Origin of the sequence: Paenibacillus oceani, from assembly GCF_014705615.1 — a bacterium.
Taxonomy (GTDB): Bacteria; Bacillota; Bacilli; order Paenibacillales; family NBRC-103111; genus Paenibacillus_AB; species Paenibacillus_AB oceani.
The window spans coordinates 1-15465 of sequence record NZ_JACXJA010000047.1; the positions used below are offsets into that span (position 1 = coordinate 1).

The following is a 15465-nucleotide window of genomic DNA, read 5'->3' on the forward strand; positions in this document are numbered from 1 at the left end:
CGCTTTCAATTTCAGATATAGTGAAGTTGTTATCGGATGCAATCTGAACAAGAATTTCTTTTAGTCTTACGTCGATTTCTTCCACAAGTATCTTGTGTCGGTACTTTACGCACCATACGATGTGGTACTGAATGGCCTAGACGTAACCACGACCACGCTTTATTTCTGACATATAATCACCTCTGATTACAGGGTAACATATGTCAGCGTCGTTCACCTATAGAAACCTTGACATTAAAGGGATTGTTGTAATAGTCACCTAAACATGTATCGGATCGTTTACGTGGCATAAGCCACGCCCTATCCGATGTTTTCTAACTCATGACTAAAGTCACGAGTTTGCGAAAACTATGCATCAAAAAAACGCCGTCGGCACAGGCCTTCGGCGTGTTTGCGTTCATTTCTATCCAAATAGAAGTTAACGGTTCGTTTCCTTCAACACCAGCGCAAGCTGATCCCGGCGCATCTTACGCCGCTCGGTACGCTTCCTGGCGAATAACTCCAACACATATTTGAGCGGCATATACAGCACTGCCGCCAATATCGCCCCGTCGACGATCCCCCCGGCGATCAGCTTCGCGTTGACGGCCAGCGCCTTGCCGATCCAATGTGGCAGCACGGCAAGCCATTCGTCGAACCGGTCCGGTACCAGAAGTCCGCCGACCTTCGCATTCAGGAAAGCGACCGGAATGTAGATGATTTTACCGAATACAAAGCCGATCAAAGCTGCGGCCAGACTAGCCCGAAGCAAGTAAACGAGCGGGAAGATGAGGAAAAACGCAAGCCCGAACGTAGGCAGCGTGAACATCTCTATCGCGAGGCCGATCGAGAACCCCATGGCCACGATCGCGGCCCCGCCTTTTGCGCGCGTCAGCAGCAAGTACTGGTACTTGAACCAGCGGCCCAGTCCCCGAATATACTTGCGTAGAAACATTTTGTTATCGGCTGTTGTTCGACGCTTGACTTGCTCCGCCACGGCTCATCATCCTATTCTTTGGTGTTTAATTTGACCGGCGGCAGCAGCTTGCTCTTATTGATCGTCCGCTTGATTTCCCATGTCTCGGGAGCTTCCGGATCGAACTGTTCCAGATACGTAATGACTTCCTTCGTAATCGGGGTTGGCGTCGAAGCGCCCGAGGTTACGCCGACTTTGCGAATGCCGAGCAGCCATTCCTTCTGGATCTCCGATACGTCGGATACCCGGTACGCTTTCGTTCCGGCAATTTCCTCCGATACTTGCGCGAGCCGGTTGGAGTTGTTGCTGCGCGGGTCGCCGACGACGATGACGAGGTCGGCCTCCTTCGCCTGCTCCGCGACCGCCTCCTGGCGAACCTGGGTCGCGAGGCAAATTTCGTTGTGAATCTCGGCCTGCGGAAATTTCCCGATCAGCCGGCTCATGATGTGACGAATGTCCCACTGGCTCATCGTCGTCTGGTTCGTAATAATGATCCGGTCGGCGCTAAGCTCAAGCCGGTCGATTTCCTCTTCCTTCTCGATCAGATGCACATGGTCCGGAGCGATGCCGATCGCGCCTTCCGGCTCGGGATGCCCTTTTTTGCCAATATAAATAATCTTGTACCCCTGCTCCGTCTTCTCCCGGATCAGGTCGTGCGTCTTCGTGACATCAGGGCAAGTCGCATCGACGACCGTCAACCCTTTATCTCTCGCACGGCGACGGACTTCGGGCGATACTCCGTGAGCGGTAAAAATAACCGTACCTTTATCGATTTGGTCCAATATTTCGAGACGGTTCTCCCCATCAAGCGTAATGATACCGTCGTCCTCAAAAGCTTCGGTGACATGACTATTATGCACAATCATACCCAATATATAGATCGGCCGGGGCAAATCGAGGTTGCGGGCCGTCTGACGGGCCAGCACCATGGCGTCTACGACGCCGTAACAATAGCCTCTCGGAGATATTTTCAACACTTCCATCGCTAGTCATCGCCTGCTTTCGCACCGGATCGTCCGGGAAGTCAAATATTCCATCTATTATATCGCATTCATTCCGTAGAGGGAAGCGAACCGAGCAGCGGCAGCCAGACGACAAATGTGGTACCTTCTTCCTTGCGCGTCTTCACCTCGATCGACCCGCCGTGCTGATCGATAATCCATTTGGCGATCGAGAGACCGAGGCCGGTGCCGGCCTTTTTGCCGCGGGACGGATCGGCCCGGTAAAACCGTTCGAAAATATGCGGGATCTCGTCCTTATCCATTCCGATTCCCGTATCGCTGATCCGGAGCCCCACTTGCCCGCCCATCCGCAAAGCATCAAGTTCGACCTTGCCTTCATCAGTATATTTGAACGCATTCTCAATCAGGATAAACATCAGCTGCTGCAAATAATCTTTGTTGCCACTTACGGCGGCGCCCTCCAGCGGCTCCAGATCGCCGATCACCCACTCCACGGTGCGCGGCAGAAACTGCGCCCGGCGGATGACCTCGTCCACTAGCGGTTTCAACTCGACCGTTTCCCGGTTCATCGAAAACCCGGCATCGGCGCGCGCCAGGGACAGCATATCGTTGACGAGCCGGCTCATCCGCTCCGCCTCTGAGGCGATGTCGTGCATCGCTTCCAGCGAAAGCTCCACGCTTTCCTCTCCGGCCGGTCGGGCCGGAAGATCGCCATCCGGTCTCCTGCCCTCAATCGCCGGCAACGCCTTCCACATTTTCTCAAGAAAATCGACATTGCCGCGAATCGTCGTAAGCGGCGTACGCAGCTCATGCGAAGCGTCCGACACGAACCGCCGCTGCGCCCGGTAAGCGTCATCCAGCTCCGAATACATAATCTGGATACGCGACAACATCCCGTTAATCGTGTCCGTCAGCCGGCCGATCTCATCCTTCGGCCCGTTATAGTCGATCCGCTTGTCCAAGTCGGCGCTTTTTTCGATCGCATTGGCAGCGGTGATGACGTTTTCGATCGGCTTCAGCGCCTTGCGGGATAAAAACCATCCGGCCGAAGCAGCGGAAACGATGGCCATTAACCCTACGAGAATAAGGATAAGATTCAAATTATTCAAAAACTGCTCCACGTCATCCACTTGGGTCGCCACCTGTAAAACACCTACCAACGAGCCTTCCAGCACGAGCGGGCTGTAATACATAAGCAGTTTAAATTGGCCTATTTGGATCATCTGGTACGACCCTTTGCCTTGCAGTGCCAAATTGATGTTTTCTTCTGAATAAGGTAAGTTGCTGTTCAAATTGCTCGATCGTTTGACTTGGCCCTGGATAGATATGCTCTGCATGTAAATGCCGGAAGACTTGAATTCGCGAAGATCCGGCAAGCTGTAAAGGAAACCGAATCCACGGATTTCCCGGTTCACTTCTTGGGCCTGAATGACCAATTCGTTTCGCAAGTCGGTTCGCATTTTATAGGACAAAAACGTATACAGGGCAACCCCGAATACGAGAATAGTAGCAGCCAATATACCCGAATACCAAAGCGTCAACCGCAGACGTATCGACATCCGTCATTCCCCTCTCAGCACGTAGCCCGCTCCCCGCACCGTCTGAATGATCCGCTTTTCCCCGTGGTCCTCCAGCTTTTGACGCAGCAAGGCGATGTACACTTCAAGCACGTTTGATTCCCCGCTGTAGTCGTAGCCCCATATTTTCTCCATAATCGTATCCCGCGACAGCACCCGCTTCGGATTTTGCATGAACAGATGCAGCAGCTCGAACTCCTTGGTCGTCAGCTCGACGAGCCGCTCCGCGCGGAATACCTCCCGGGTGTCCAGATCCAGCAAAATATCATCGTACTGGATTCGATTCGTCCGCTGTTCCTCAGCCCCTCCGCGGCGGCGGAGCAAGGAACGGACCCGGGCCAGCAGCTCCTCCAGGGCAAACGGCTTCACCAAATAATCATCGGCGCCGAGATCAAGCCCCTTCACCCGGTCCGCAATCTCGTCCTTGGCCGTCAGCATCAGAATCGGCACCTGACTCCCGCCCTCGCGTACGCGGCGGCATACTTCCCATCCATCCATATGCGGCATCATCACGTCCAGGATGAGCAGATTCGGCTCCAGAGCCAGCATCTGCTTCAACCCTTCAGCCCCGTTGTTCGCCGTTACGACCGAATACCCTTCGAACGCAAGCGACCGGCGCAGCATCGACGTAATTTTATCATCATCGTCTATAACCAAAATATGCTCTCTCAAGCGGCTCACCCTCCTGCCCATCCAACAAGCTTCTTATCCTTCTATCGTATAATACGCCCGGATACGAACGCAAACAGCCGCACCCGAAAAAAAGGAAAGCAGCGGAACGTTCGTTCGTCCCGATCTGCTTTCCTCGCATCGCCCGCGTATCCGGTATTATTTGTTCATGTCGCCGAGCGTCACAGCCGTCGTCAGTTTCGAGCCGCTCCGCACGATCGTCATCGTCACTTTATCGCCGACCTTCATGCTTTTGATTTTCTCCCGGAATTTCTCGACGTTTTGAACTTTCTCTCCGTTGATGTCGATAATGACGTCGCCCGGTTGAATATCCGCTTTCTCGGCAGGTCCGCCCTGCGTAATGGAGCCTACGATGACGCCGTCCGTATTTTCAAGCTTGAATTCCTGCACCCAGTTCGGCTGAATGTCCTGGATGCCGACGCCGACATAAGGAATCGGAATTTTCACGTTGTTTTTCAAGTTCTCCAGCACCGAGGTGACCGTGCTTGTCGGAATGGCGAAGCCGATTCCTTGCGCCTGGGCGCTGACCGCCGTGTTGATCCCGACAACTTGCCCTTTCAGATTGAGCAGAGGGCCTCCGGAGTTGCCCGGGTTGATCGAAGCGTCGGTTTGCAGCAAATGTTTGTATTCGCGGGTGCCTTGGTTGTCCGGGATATCGATCGGGCGTTCCTTCGCGCTCAGCACCCCTACGGTTACCGTATGGTCGAAGCCGTACGGGTTGCCGATCGCCACGACCCATTCGCCTACGGCGATATCGTCGGAGCTGCCCATTTCCAGGAAGCTGAAGTCTTTGCCGTCCTTCTTCTCGATCTTGAGCACGGCCAGGTCCAGACTGTATTCCGACCCGAGCAGCTTCGCCTTGAACGGCTCGCTGTACCCTTGAACCTCAACTTCGATTTCGTCGGCCCCGTTCAGGACGTGCTCGTTCGTCAAAATATAGCCTTCCTTGTCGAAAATAAAGCCGGAGCCCATTCCCGCGGACTGGCGCTGATTGCCGTTATTATTGGGCGTCTGCTGCCGCTGTCCGTCGCCGAAGAAGAAGTTGAAAATGTCGTTGTTCGTGCTGCTTCTCGAACGGTTGCTCGCTTTGACATACGTGTTGATCTTAACGACAGCCGGGCTCGCGTAGTTAACGATCTCGGAAATGTTCCCCGGTCGTACGACCGAATCGAGCGCAGCGGTAGTCGCTCCTCCGTTGCCTCCGCTTCCATTCGCCTTGTTCACGATACCGGAACCGCTGCCGTTCACGGCCGGGATCGCCCCGGAGCCGCCGAACAGATCCATTTTGTCGGATGCGAACATCAGTCCCCCTACAAGTACGGCCCCAGCCATAAAAGCCGAGAAGTACGACTTGAAGGAAGATTTTTTCTTGGCGTTGTTGTACTCCCACTGGTTTTGCGACGGAGCGACGGACTGCATGTGGCGGTCCTGCTCGGGCGAATAACCGAAGTACGGACGCACCGGGCGCGGCGCCGTTATCTCCACCTGCGACGTTCCCCGCTCGGATGAAGCGGTCGTCGTCTCTCCCTGCTCTTCGGGAATCGATTTGAAAGGTCCGTACGAGTAGTAGTACGAAGGCTTCTCGGTTTTATGTTCGTTCTGCCCGTCGTCATGGGCGCTGCGGTTAGGGGTATCGTCCTGCGGCTTGAAGAAGTCGCTGTAATCACGTTTGTTGTTGTCCATTGTAGATCTCCTCCTCCGGATTCGTTCTCCCTGGCGGTTAACGAGTGGTGCTGTTCCTTATGTCTATATATTGCACCCGCAACCTTAAACGAACCTTAAAACAAACTAAAAGGAATCTAAAAAAGCCGTGTACCCTAGGGATCTTGTCACTACGAGAAACGATGCACCTGAAAACGCCGAAAAGGGGCTATACCAGCCCCTGTTCCACCTCGCGAAGCAGCTCCTTCGCTTGAGTCACCCAATGATCTTCTACGCTCGCGTCTTTGTCGACCGGGTCCTGAAACTGGTCGATCAGCGCCCCGTACGTACGCGGGACTGCTTCCGAATCGAGTCCTTCGTTGTAAATATGTTTCAGCACAAACGGCGTGCCCATCATAATCAGCGTCCCCGGATTGGAAGTCTCGGCGCCTTCCAGACGGCCGCGGGTCACCTCGAACGGCAAGCGCAGCCACACTTTGTGCTCTTCGTCCAGCGCCCGGTCGAAGCATCCCTGCGTGTAATCCCAGTTGCCTCCGAGCGTAAATTGAAACTGCTGGACATGGTCCCTGACATGATCGAAATGGTCCGTGCGGCTCTCAAGAGCAGATGGTATCGGCTTCATGGCTGGCTCCTTCGCTTTTTCCAATAGCTTGGGCCAAACCGGCATAATTTATCCCTTCTTCCATTTAAGCGTCGGGATTGCCGCTCCATCCTTTCCGGTGGGCATAGATGGCCAGCTGCGTACGATCCTCCACCTCGCACTTCATAAGGAGGTTGCTGACATGCGTTTTTACCGTTTTGATGCTGATGTGCAGCTCCTCAGATATGTCTTTGTTCGACTTGCCGTCTGCGATGAGCAGCAACACTTCCTTCTCTCGGCTGGTCAGCCCTTCACCGTTGTCTTGTCCGGACTGGGTCGATCTTTGGCGCAATCCCCGGGTCAGCGCCTGGGACACCTCGGCATTCATCACCTGCAGGCCGCGCAGCGAACTGCGGACGACGTGTGCGAGCTCGTCGGAGGAAACGGTCTTCAGCACGTAAGTAACCGCACCGGCTTCTACGGCCTGAAGCACTTTCTCATCCTCCAGGAAGCTGGTCAGCAAGATAACTTTAATCGCCGGATAAAGCCGGGTGACTTCCCTCGTCGTTTCAACTCCGTCCATAATCGGCATCATCAGATCCATCAGGATCAGATCGGGCAGATTTTCCTCGCTTGTCTCCTTCAGCCTCGTCAGTGCGTCTCTGCCGTTCGCCGCTTCGCCGGTAATAACGAAATCGCCCTCCAGCGATAAATACGTCTTCAACCCGAGCCTCACCATATCGTGATCGTCGACAATCATAATTTTCATCTGTTCCGTCATTCCGATTGCTCCTGTTCCGTTTCAGATTGCCCGCCGCCGGATTCGTCCTCATCCATAAATTTAGGGATGCTGATCTTGATCCGGGTTCCGGCCCCGCTCTTGCTCCAGATGTCCATCTCTCCTCCCAGCTTCTGCGCCCGCTCCCGCATCGTCGACAGTCCGTAGGAGTTCATGCGGATCGAATCGCTGGAGAAGCCTTGTCCGTCATCGTTCATCTGCAGCACGTACTGATTGCCGTTATCGTGAAGCGTCAGTTCGACGTGGCGCGCCGACGCGTGCTTGACCACATTGGCCATCCCTTCCTGGACGATCAGGAACAGCTGGTGCTCGATGCCGTCGGAGAGCGGCCCGTCCAGCCGGATATCGATGCTGCCCTGCAGCCCGTTTTGCCTGCAATAATCGGGAAACCATTTGTCGAGCGCTTCGGACAGCCGTTTGCCCTCCAGCTCGATCGGCCTCAGCTGGGCGATCATCCCCCGGAGCTGCTTCTGCGTCAAATTCGACATCGTAACCAGCTGCTCCAGAATCGGCGCCACCGATTCGGTCTGCCCTCGATGCACCATCTTGGCGAGCGAAGAGGCGGACATATGGATCGCGAACATTTGCTGGCTGACCGTATCGTGCAAATCCCGGGCAAGCCGCTTCCGTTCCTCGATCACCGCCGCCTCGTTCGACTCCGCCTGGAGCATCACGTTTTCTTCTCCGACCTTTTGCAGCAGCTTGACCCTCTTCTCGAGCGATGAAGCCATCACGTTAAAATCATTGTATATACGGTCGAACGGATCCATGCCCAGAGGACGGATCCTTTCTCCCAAGTTGCCGCTGGCCAGTTGCAGGATGGCCAGATGCAGCGTATCGATTTTGCGCTGATACCGGGTGACGATCATATAACAGATGGCTATGCCTGACGCTACCAGCAATAACACGTATTCAACCCAAATATTGTTGTCCGAGAGCGCATCGCGCCACAGGAGCCAGCCTGCGCCCATTCCGCCCGTTACGATCGCGAGCGCGGCCAGAAAATAACTCAACAGCTGCCATTTGATATTGCTCGATCTGCTTAACCGATTCATCCGACCCGCTTCACCCTCACATCTCCAACGAATGTGCTGACGTTGATCCGAATCCGTTTCTCGGCATCCCGATATTGGACCGTTTCCTCGTTCATATTGCGGAACAGCCCGCCTTCGCGGCGGTTGAACACGCTCATATCCCCGATAAAGGCCGAGATCCGGACGCTGACGCCCACCTGCACGTCATTAGGCACGAACACTTTTACGTCGCCGACAAAGGCGGATATGTTGATCGTCGTATCGCCGAACGGAATGTCCGCACGCGTCAGATCGATCACCGTATCTCCGACGAAATGGGAGATGTTAAGCGGCTTCAGCTGCCAATAATCGCTTCCGATATGGATGTCGCCGATAAAATTGTGACGGTTGTCGACCCCTTTGCCGGAGCAGCCGTAGTCGTGGTGGCCGAAGTTTTCTTTCCACTCGTCCTTCCACTCATGCTTCCATTCCCGCTTCTGCTGTCTCCAGTCCCGTCTGGCTCTGCGCCGCTCATCGCGGTCATCGGACCAGGCCGGCGGAGGAGGCGGGGGCGGAGGGGCGAACGACGGATCGGCATGTTCGCGCGGCTCGTTCATCCGTGGATCGGGAGCATCCTGTTGATCCAGACTGGAGGAGTACGGCTGCCAGTCTTTGGGCGTGTAGGGCGGCTCCTGCTGCGGCTCCCGCCGGCGGAACAAGATCCGGAGTCCTACCAGAATCAGAATGACGGGAATCGCAAACTTGATCAGATCGGAGATGCCGAAGCCGGGAATCCATCCGAAATTGTTGTTCAGGAATACGAGTCCGAGGGCGATCATGAACAGTCCCCAAACGAACCCTCCTCCGCCGCCCCGATGGAGGCTGCGCTGCGAAAGAATGCCGCTCAGTCCGATAAAGATCAGCACCAACGGCCAGAAATGCGAAATGATGTATCCCAGGTCCATATCGATAATGTCGATCTGGTTCAGCAGAAACAAAACGCCGATCCCGATCAGCACGAAACCGCCGATCGCCTTGCTCCAAAAGTCGCTTCTCATGATCCATTCCTCCATGCTTTGGGTTTGTCACCCTTTTCCGTACTTTCATTGTATGAGAATTCGAGCGGGAAATATAGAGTCGGCGGATTGAAATCGTTCTCGGTCTCGAGACGGATATGATACTTGGCGAAGGTCGTGCCGCGGCGGGGGATTGAGTGCTAACGGCGATCAGGGATAAGAAATAAAAAAAGGCCGTCCCCGGATCGCTAGATCTTCGGGGACAACCCTTTGCTGTCGTATGATTACTCGCGGTTTGCGTTTGCGTTCGCGTTGTTTTTCGCGTTTTTGTTGTTGGCGCGCGCAGTTACTTCTTCAGCAAACTCAGCGTTATTGTTTTGCTGATTTTGCTCGTTTTGTTGGTTGTTTCTGTTGTTTTTCGCCATGTCCACTCACCTCCACGTATTGTATTATTTGATGGAGAGGCAGAAATTATGTAAGGGATCAGCCTGAAATCCAAAACCTCAGTCCGGCTTCAGCATCGGGTCGTTCAGCATCGCCCTCAGCTGCTCCTTGCCACGGTGGATGCGGGCTTTGACGGTGCCGAGCGGCAAATCCATCCGCTCCGCGATCTCCTTGTCTTTCAGATCGTAATAAAATTTGTATGTTAAAATTTGTCTCGTCTTCTCCTCCAGCTTGGCAATTTCCTCGAAAATAATGTTGCGCAGCACCCGGTCCTCAACCCCTTCGGATGAAGCCAGCACCATCCCGTCCTCCTCCGGCGAACAAAGCGAAACGGCAACTTTACGCTTGATCATGTTATAGGCGGTGTTGGTTGCGATTACTTTGGCCCACTGCATCAGCTTATCCCGGTCGCGCAGCGTGTCGAGCTTACGCAAAATTTTGACCCAAGATTCCTGAACGGCATCCATCGCTTCTGACTTGTTGCGCATAATCGAATACGTTACGATGAACATCTGCTTGTAAACATCCATCAGCAATTCATCTTGCTGCTCCTTGCTGCTTTGGTCCGTTTGAATCAAGCTCGTCCACATCAGGATCATCTCCTATAGAAAAAAAGGAATAGTCCAGCAGTGATGAATGCGCTTTCCGTATGGAACATTTTAGCATATTATAGGTAAAAATAAAAGAAACGAATATCCCGTTTTCGACACGCGGAGTATCCGTTTCTTCTAAATCTTGCATTATAAGGCAATAGAACTCACTTTTCGAGTGGAAACCTCGGACCAGATGTCGTTCCATTGCTGTAAAGTTTCCTCCCGGACGCGTCCTTCGCCCCGTTTGACGACAAATACGTTAACCGTTTTTTTGCCCCATTCTTTGTAAATCTGATCTTTCGTCTTGTAATACAAGTCGATCTTAAAGCCTTTGATCGCAGAGCCGGTGTCCGCTACGATGCCGTATCCGTATCCGGGGATATACAGAATCGTTCCCAGCGGGAACACCTTCGGATCGGCGGCGATCGTCGACAGCACGCCCTGCTGCACCTTGACTCCAGAGTACGTAATGCCGTATTGCGGATGTCCGGGACGTTTGCCGGTCGATTCGACTCCGGCGTAATAGCCGGTAGCTACAACCTCAACCGTCTCCAGAAACTGGGACGGATCGGCGTGAAGCATCGGGAACTGTTTATTTTTTTCGATCAGCTCTTGCCGGGACTTGAGCTTCGACAATCGTTCGATAACCGTGTCGCTGGAAGACGCGGACGCGGAAGCCGCCGCCGTTTGCGCCGGGTCATCCGTCTGGCCGGGCTGCTCCTCCGACGGCGCTGCAGCGCCGATGCCGGCAGATAAGCTGGCCCGGGCTGCCGCCGACTGGGCGTATCCGTCGCCCGACCGGCTTTCCATCGTTCCTCCCACTGCCAGCAGCAGCGCCATCAGCAGCGCCGCCCAAAATCGTCTGGACAGTCGTACTTTCGATGATAACATGATATGGGTTACCTCCCCTTACACAGAAGAGGATGCCCCGATCCGGTTCAGGCTATGCAACAAATACGTTCGGTTATCTTTTGCCCTTCACATCGTCCTCGATCATGCCGCTTACAACGTCTGCCCGGAAGCAGCCGAGGTCGCTCCCGTCCCGCTTGCGGACCGAGACTGTGGCGTCGCGTTCCTCGTTCTCGCCTACGATAATAAAAGCCATCCTGGATAACCGGGCCGATCCCCAGCTTGACTTCCTTGTTCCCGTAGATCTGCTTGAGCGCCTGCGCCATCAGATGCGCCGTACTGTGACGATAGACCTCGAGTCCTTCCGCGCCATCCAGCGTAATAATCTCAACCTTCGCGCTGTTCTCGAGCCTGCAACTTAAATCCACTAATTTGCCGTTTACTTTGGCGGCAGCCGCAAGCTTCTTTAAGGAAGAACTGATCGACCCGGCCACCTCAGCGACAGTCGTACCCGGCACATACTCCCTTACAGACCCGTCCGGCAATTCCACTTGAATCGACATTTGATATTCGTCCCTATTGGTTTATGAGAACGAAAAAACACGCCCATCCCTCGGAAAGGGACGAGCGCTTGTCTCGTGGTTCCACCCTAAGTTCGTACCGCCGCTTCCTTCACCGGCAAGCGCGCGTTACCTTACGGCATCCGGTAACGGGGATGAGGCGGCTGCAGCTAGTGAGACTGGGCCCTAAAGAGCGGTCCGTCCGTTCGCCATAGCGGCTGCAAAGCGGTAAATGTCCGGCGGCGGCTTGAGGGGCTTTCACCTGTTCCCCTCTCTCTGGGAAGCTTTGCCGGCATTCATGTCTTTGGTCATAGCCTGTATCATGAAGTGCGTGAAAAACCTCATTAAGCTTTTTTGCTGCGAATCTCTTCGGTAATCATAGCCACCACGGCATCGGTCCCATGGGCCCCGATATCACCTTCGCCGCGTTTGCGCACCGAAAGCGTTCCGTTATTCACTTCGTTCTCGCCGACAACGAGCATATAAGGCGTCTTCTCGAGCTGCGCCTCGCGGATTTTGTAACCGAGCTTCTCGTTGCGCAGATCCGCTTCGGCGCGGACGCCGGCGGCAAGCAGACGCTCAACCGTTTGCTTCGCGTAGTCGTCGAATTTGTCGGATACCGGGATGACTACGGCCTGAACCGGGGACAGCCAGGTCGGCAGCGCGCCTACGAAGTTTTCCAGCAGGAACGCCGTCATTCGCTCCATCGTGCTCACGATCCCGCGGTGAATGACGACAGGACGGTGCTTGTTGCCGTCTTCGCCGACATATTCGAGGCCGAACCGCTCCGGCAGCAGGAAATCAAGCTGCGCGGTCGACAGCGTTTCTTCCTTTTTGAGCGCGGTGCGGATCTGCACGTCGAGCTTCGGTCCGTAAAACGCCGCTTCGCCTTCCGCTTCGAAGTAAGGAAGGTTCATCTCCTCGACGACTTCCTTCAGCATACGCTGGGACATTTCCCACATCGCGTCGTCCGGGAAATATTTCTCGGTGTCGTTCGGATCGCGGTACGACAGACGGAAGCGGTAGTCTTTGATGCCGAAGTCTTCGTACACTTGACGGATCAGGCCGATGACGCGCGCAAACTCTTCCTTGATCTGATCCGGACGGCAGAAGATGTGGGCGTCGTTCAGCGTCATGGCGCGTACGCGGTGAAGACCGGTCAGCGCGCCCGACATCTCGTAGCGGTGCATCGTGCCCAGCTCGGCTACGCGGATCGGCAGATCGCGGTAGCTTCTCAGATCGCTTTTGTAAATCATCATATGGTGCGGGCAGTTCATCGGACGAAGGACGAGCTCCTCGTTGTCCAGCTCCATTTTCGGAAACATATCTTCCTGATAGTGCTCCCAGTGGCCCGATATTTTGTACAATTCGACGCTGCCGAGCACCGGCGTATACACATGATCGTAACCAAGCGACTCTTCCAGATCGACGATGTACCGTTCGATCAGACGGCGAAGCTTCGCGCCTTTGGGCAGCCACAGCGGCAAACCTTGGCCGACTTCCTTGGAGAACGTAAACATCTTCAAATCTTTGCCGATCCGGCGATGGTCGCGTTTCTTCGCTTCCTCGAGCAATACGAGATGCTCGTCCAGCTGCGCTTTTTTCGGGAATGCGGTGCCGTAGATGCGCTGCAGCATTTTGTTTTTGGAATCTCCGCGCCAGTAAGCGCCCGCTACGCTGAGCAGCTTAAACGCCTTGATCCGTCCGGTCGAAGGCAAGTGCGGCCCCCGGCACAAATCGAAAAACTCGCCCTGATCGTAAATCGTAATAACCGAATCCTGGGGCAGATCGCGGATAAGCTCCAGCTTCAGCGGGTCTTCCATCTCTTCGAAGATGCGGATCGCTTCTTCGCGGCTTACTTCGCGGCGGACGATCGGCAAGTTCTCCTGGGTGATCTTCTCCATTTCCTTCTCGATCTTCTCCAGATCTTCCGAGGAGACCGGCTGCTCCAGATCGATGTCGTAGTAAAAGCCGTCTTCGATAACCGGACCGATGCCGAGCTTCACGCCCTTATCGCCGTATATCCGCTTAAGCGCCTGCGCCATCAAGTGCGCCGTACTGTGGCGGTACACTTCGAGTCCGTCATCGGAATCGAGCGTCACGATTTCCACTTTCGCGTCGGCTTCCAGCTTGTGGTTCAAATCGACTACTTTGCCGTCCACTTTACCGGCTACCGCGTTTTTTTTCAGTCCGGAGCTGATTGATCCCGCTACGTCTTCGATGGTGCTCCCGGTTGCGTATTCCCGGACCGCTCCGTCCGGCAAGGTGATCTTGATCGACATTTTCGTTTTCCTCCTGCTTGTGCCCGGTTAGGGACCGGTTGTTGGACTTGGCGAAACAACAAAAAACACGCTGATCCCGCAAGGGACGAGCGTGTTTGTTCTCGTGGTTCCACCCTAATTCGCTTCGCTGCCGGTCATGGCAGACGAAACCTTATGGCATCCGGTAACGGGGATGAGACGCTGGATTCTACTGCCGCCTGTGCGGGTTCGAGCCAAAGCTGCAAAGGGGTAAATCCGCTGGTCGAACAGAAGGAGATTGCAGCGCGAGTCTCCTCTCTCTGGACAGTCTTGCAGGGATTCATGTCTTTGGTCATTGCTTATTATCGGTTTTATATGCACTCATGATACAAGATCTGTACCGGTGTGTCAATGGCCGCCAATCCGGAACGCTCCGCGTCCCGGTTACGGATAAGACTGGTCTTTGTTCATTCCGCTCAGGACAGTTCCGCACACTTTGCAATACGTGCACACCATCGCCCGGTTCTCAAAGATTTGCATAATCGTCTTGACAATCTGCTCTTCCGGCTCCCGGGTATGAATGACGATTTTTTGCGGCGATACCGAGATGAGCGTGCTCACGATCATATCCTCGAAATTAATCTCCTTGTCGATGAGCTCCATGGTGAACCCTTCAAACTCGGAAGTATTGATCGGTTTCATCTGCTCGTTGTACATCGTAAAGTCGCTGCCGCCGTGATGCATCAGATGAGCGACCGGAATTTTCGTTTCCTGAATGTATACAAAATATTTGAGCAGCGAAATAAACTCCTGATACTGCATATCCATAATGTATTCGTCGATCGCGTACTCCGCCACCTCGCGGAGCTCGCTGGTATAATCGGCCAGCCGGAACCGGATGAAGCCGAGCAGATGCAGCCGGTTATGCTCTTCCAGATAGGCAAACAAAGCATCGGCTATTTTATGCTGCGTCCGCTGCCGCGGCTTGGGCAGACTTTCGCTTGGCTCGGGCTCGCCCAGCAGTTGCTTGCAATATTGCTCAATGGACGTTATTTCTTCCTCTTCGGTATATCGGTACGGTCCCGTGATGATCTCGCGCAGCAGACGCGGCTCCATCTCGTCCAAAATATAGGAGGCCAGCGTATCGGCTGCCATGCGGAATACCGCCGTTCCCGACTCGTCGAGCCGGAATTCGGGCAGCTCCGCCACGCACCGCAGCGTCGTATGCGTCTTGAACGTATCGCATTCGATCCGCACCGGATGACCCTTCCTATGTAAATCCCGGGCGGCAAACGACAGCTTGACGTACAGCTTGTCGATGTAGGACGCCCAATCTTTCGATAGCGTAACGGCAAACAGCTCCACCTGACTCACTCCCTTCTTGCGACCGGTAATACGAACAGCTTCGTACCCGAAGCCTTACATACAGCGGCCGATCCAATTACGGCTTTCTAAAAGTATATGGCTGGAGCAAAGGAGATATACAAACAACAATTTGGCACCTGAACAGCGGTTATCTGATGAG

At 54.5% G+C, this 15465-nt stretch carries 15 protein-coding genes and 1 pseudogene; all 16 read right to left on the bottom strand.

The window, feature by feature from the left end:
- Positions 1-133, bottom strand: a 133-nt coding sequence (locus IDH45_RS27605) for a transposase (protein ID WP_317891306.1), incomplete at its 3' end; no start/stop codon positions are given.
- Positions 134-418: 285 nt separating this feature from the next.
- Entirely contained in the window at positions 419-976 is a 558-nt protein-coding gene (locus tag IDH45_RS27610; protein ID WP_317891303.1) for a DUF2062 domain-containing protein, read from the bottom strand.
- Positions 977-987: 11 nt separating this feature from the next.
- On the bottom strand, positions 988-1938 hold the full coding sequence (locus IDH45_RS27615) for a 4-hydroxy-3-methylbut-2-enyl diphosphate reductase (protein ID WP_190931379.1): 951 nt from the start codon (positions 1936-1938) through the stop codon (positions 988-990).
- Between the two features lie 68 nt (positions 1939-2006).
- The gene (locus IDH45_RS27620) at positions 2007-3476 is read right to left on the bottom strand and encodes a sensor histidine kinase (RefSeq protein WP_190931380.1); all 1470 of its coding nucleotides are present in this window, start codon (positions 3474-3476) and stop codon (positions 2007-2009) included.
- Positions 3477-3479: 3 nt separating this feature from the next.
- Positions 3480-4166: a response regulator transcription factor gene (locus IDH45_RS27625; RefSeq protein ID WP_190931381.1), complete on the bottom strand. Its 687-nt coding sequence runs from the start codon at positions 4164-4166 to the stop codon at positions 3480-3482.
- Positions 4167-4322: 156 nt separating this feature from the next.
- Positions 4323-5867, bottom strand: coding sequence for a S1C family serine protease (locus IDH45_RS27630; RefSeq protein WP_190931382.1), 1545 nt, complete (start codon positions 5865-5867; stop codon positions 4323-4325).
- Between the two features lie 187 nt (positions 5868-6054).
- The gene (locus tag IDH45_RS27635) at positions 6055-6468 is read right to left on the bottom strand and encodes a YugN family protein (RefSeq protein ID WP_190931383.1); all 414 of its coding nucleotides are present in this window, start codon (positions 6466-6468) and stop codon (positions 6055-6057) included.
- A 64-nt stretch (positions 6469-6532) separates the two neighbouring features.
- Positions 6533-7207: a response regulator gene (locus tag IDH45_RS27640; protein WP_190931384.1), complete on the bottom strand. Its 675-nt coding sequence runs from the start codon at positions 7205-7207 to the stop codon at positions 6533-6535.
- Positions 7204-8280, bottom strand: a complete 1077-nt coding sequence (locus IDH45_RS27645; protein WP_190931385.1) for a HAMP domain-containing sensor histidine kinase — start codon at positions 8278-8280, stop codon at positions 7204-7206. Before IDH45_RS27645 ends, IDH45_RS27640 begins: the two co-directional genes overlap by 4 nt.
- Positions 8277-9296 carry a cell wall-active antibiotics response protein LiaF gene (liaF, locus tag IDH45_RS27650; RefSeq protein ID WP_190931386.1) on the bottom strand — a complete coding sequence of 340 codons (1020 nt, stop codon included), beginning with the start codon at positions 9294-9296 and terminating at the stop codon, positions 8277-8279. The genes IDH45_RS27645 and liaF overlap by 4 nt, the downstream gene beginning before the upstream one ends.
- Positions 9297-9538: 242 nt before the next feature.
- Entirely contained in the window at positions 9539-9679 is a 141-nt protein-coding gene (locus IDH45_RS27655; RefSeq protein ID WP_190931387.1) for a hypothetical protein, read from the bottom strand.
- A gap of 78 nt (positions 9680-9757) precedes the next feature.
- A complete protein-coding gene (locus IDH45_RS27660) occupies positions 9758-10288 on the bottom strand; it encodes an RNA polymerase sigma factor (protein WP_190931388.1) in 531 nt (176 codons plus the stop codon).
- Positions 10289-10438: 150 nt separating this feature from the next.
- The gene (locus IDH45_RS27665; protein WP_223837014.1) at positions 10439-11182 is read right to left on the bottom strand and encodes a 3D domain-containing protein; all 744 of its coding nucleotides are present in this window, start codon (positions 11180-11182) and stop codon (positions 10439-10441) included.
- Positions 11183-11382: 200 nt separating this feature from the next.
- Positions 11383-11703: pseudogene (locus IDH45_RS27670) on the bottom strand (TGS domain-containing protein); the annotation flags it as partial.
- Between the two features lie 341 nt (positions 11704-12044).
- Positions 12045-13982, bottom strand: coding sequence for a threonine--tRNA ligase (thrS, locus tag IDH45_RS27675; protein ID WP_190931390.1), 1938 nt, complete (start codon positions 13980-13982; stop codon positions 12045-12047).
- Positions 13983-14384: 402 nt separating this feature from the next.
- Positions 14385-15305 (bottom strand): sporulation protein YtxC, encoded by a 921-nt coding sequence (gene ytxC, locus IDH45_RS27680; RefSeq protein WP_190931391.1) that lies wholly within the window; start codon positions 15303-15305, stop codon positions 14385-14387.
- Between the last annotated feature and the right edge of the window lie 160 nt (positions 15306-15465).

Coding starts and splice junctions, on each gene's coding strand:
- IDH45_RS27615 (WP_190931379.1), bottom strand. CDS start 1,938: ATGGAAGTGTTGAAAATATCTCCGAGAGGCTATTGTTACGGCGTCGTA.
- IDH45_RS27620 (WP_190931380.1), bottom strand. CDS start 3,476: ATGTCGATACGTCTGCGGTTGACGCTTTGGTATTCGGGTATATTGGCT.
- IDH45_RS27630 (WP_190931382.1), bottom strand. CDS start 5,867: ATGGACAACAACAAACGTGATTACAGCGACTTCTTCAAGCCGCAGGAC.
- IDH45_RS27635 (WP_190931383.1), bottom strand. CDS start 6,468: ATGAAGCCGATACCATCTGCTCTTGAGAGCCGCACGGACCATTTCGAT.
- IDH45_RS27640 (WP_190931384.1), bottom strand. CDS start 7,207: ATGACGGAACAGATGAAAATTATGATTGTCGACGATCACGATATGGTG.
- IDH45_RS27645 (WP_190931385.1), bottom strand. CDS start 8,280: ATGAATCGGTTAAGCAGATCGAGCAATATCAAATGGCAGCTGTTGAGT.
- liaF (WP_190931386.1), bottom strand. CDS start 9,296: ATGAGAAGCGACTTTTGGAGCAAGGCGATCGGCGGTTTCGTGCTGATC.
- IDH45_RS27655 (WP_190931387.1), bottom strand. CDS start 9,679: ATGGCGAAAAACAACAGAAACAACCAACAAAACGAGCAAAATCAGCAA.
- IDH45_RS27660 (WP_190931388.1), bottom strand. CDS start 10,288: ATGTGGACGAGCTTGATTCAAACGGACCAAAGCAGCAAGGAGCAGCAA.
- IDH45_RS27665 (WP_223837014.1), bottom strand. CDS start 11,182: ATGTTATCATCGAAAGTACGACTGTCCAGACGATTTTGGGCGGCGCTG.
- thrS (WP_190931390.1), bottom strand. CDS start 13,982: ATGTCGATCAAGATCACCTTGCCGGACGGAGCGGTCCGGGAATACGCA.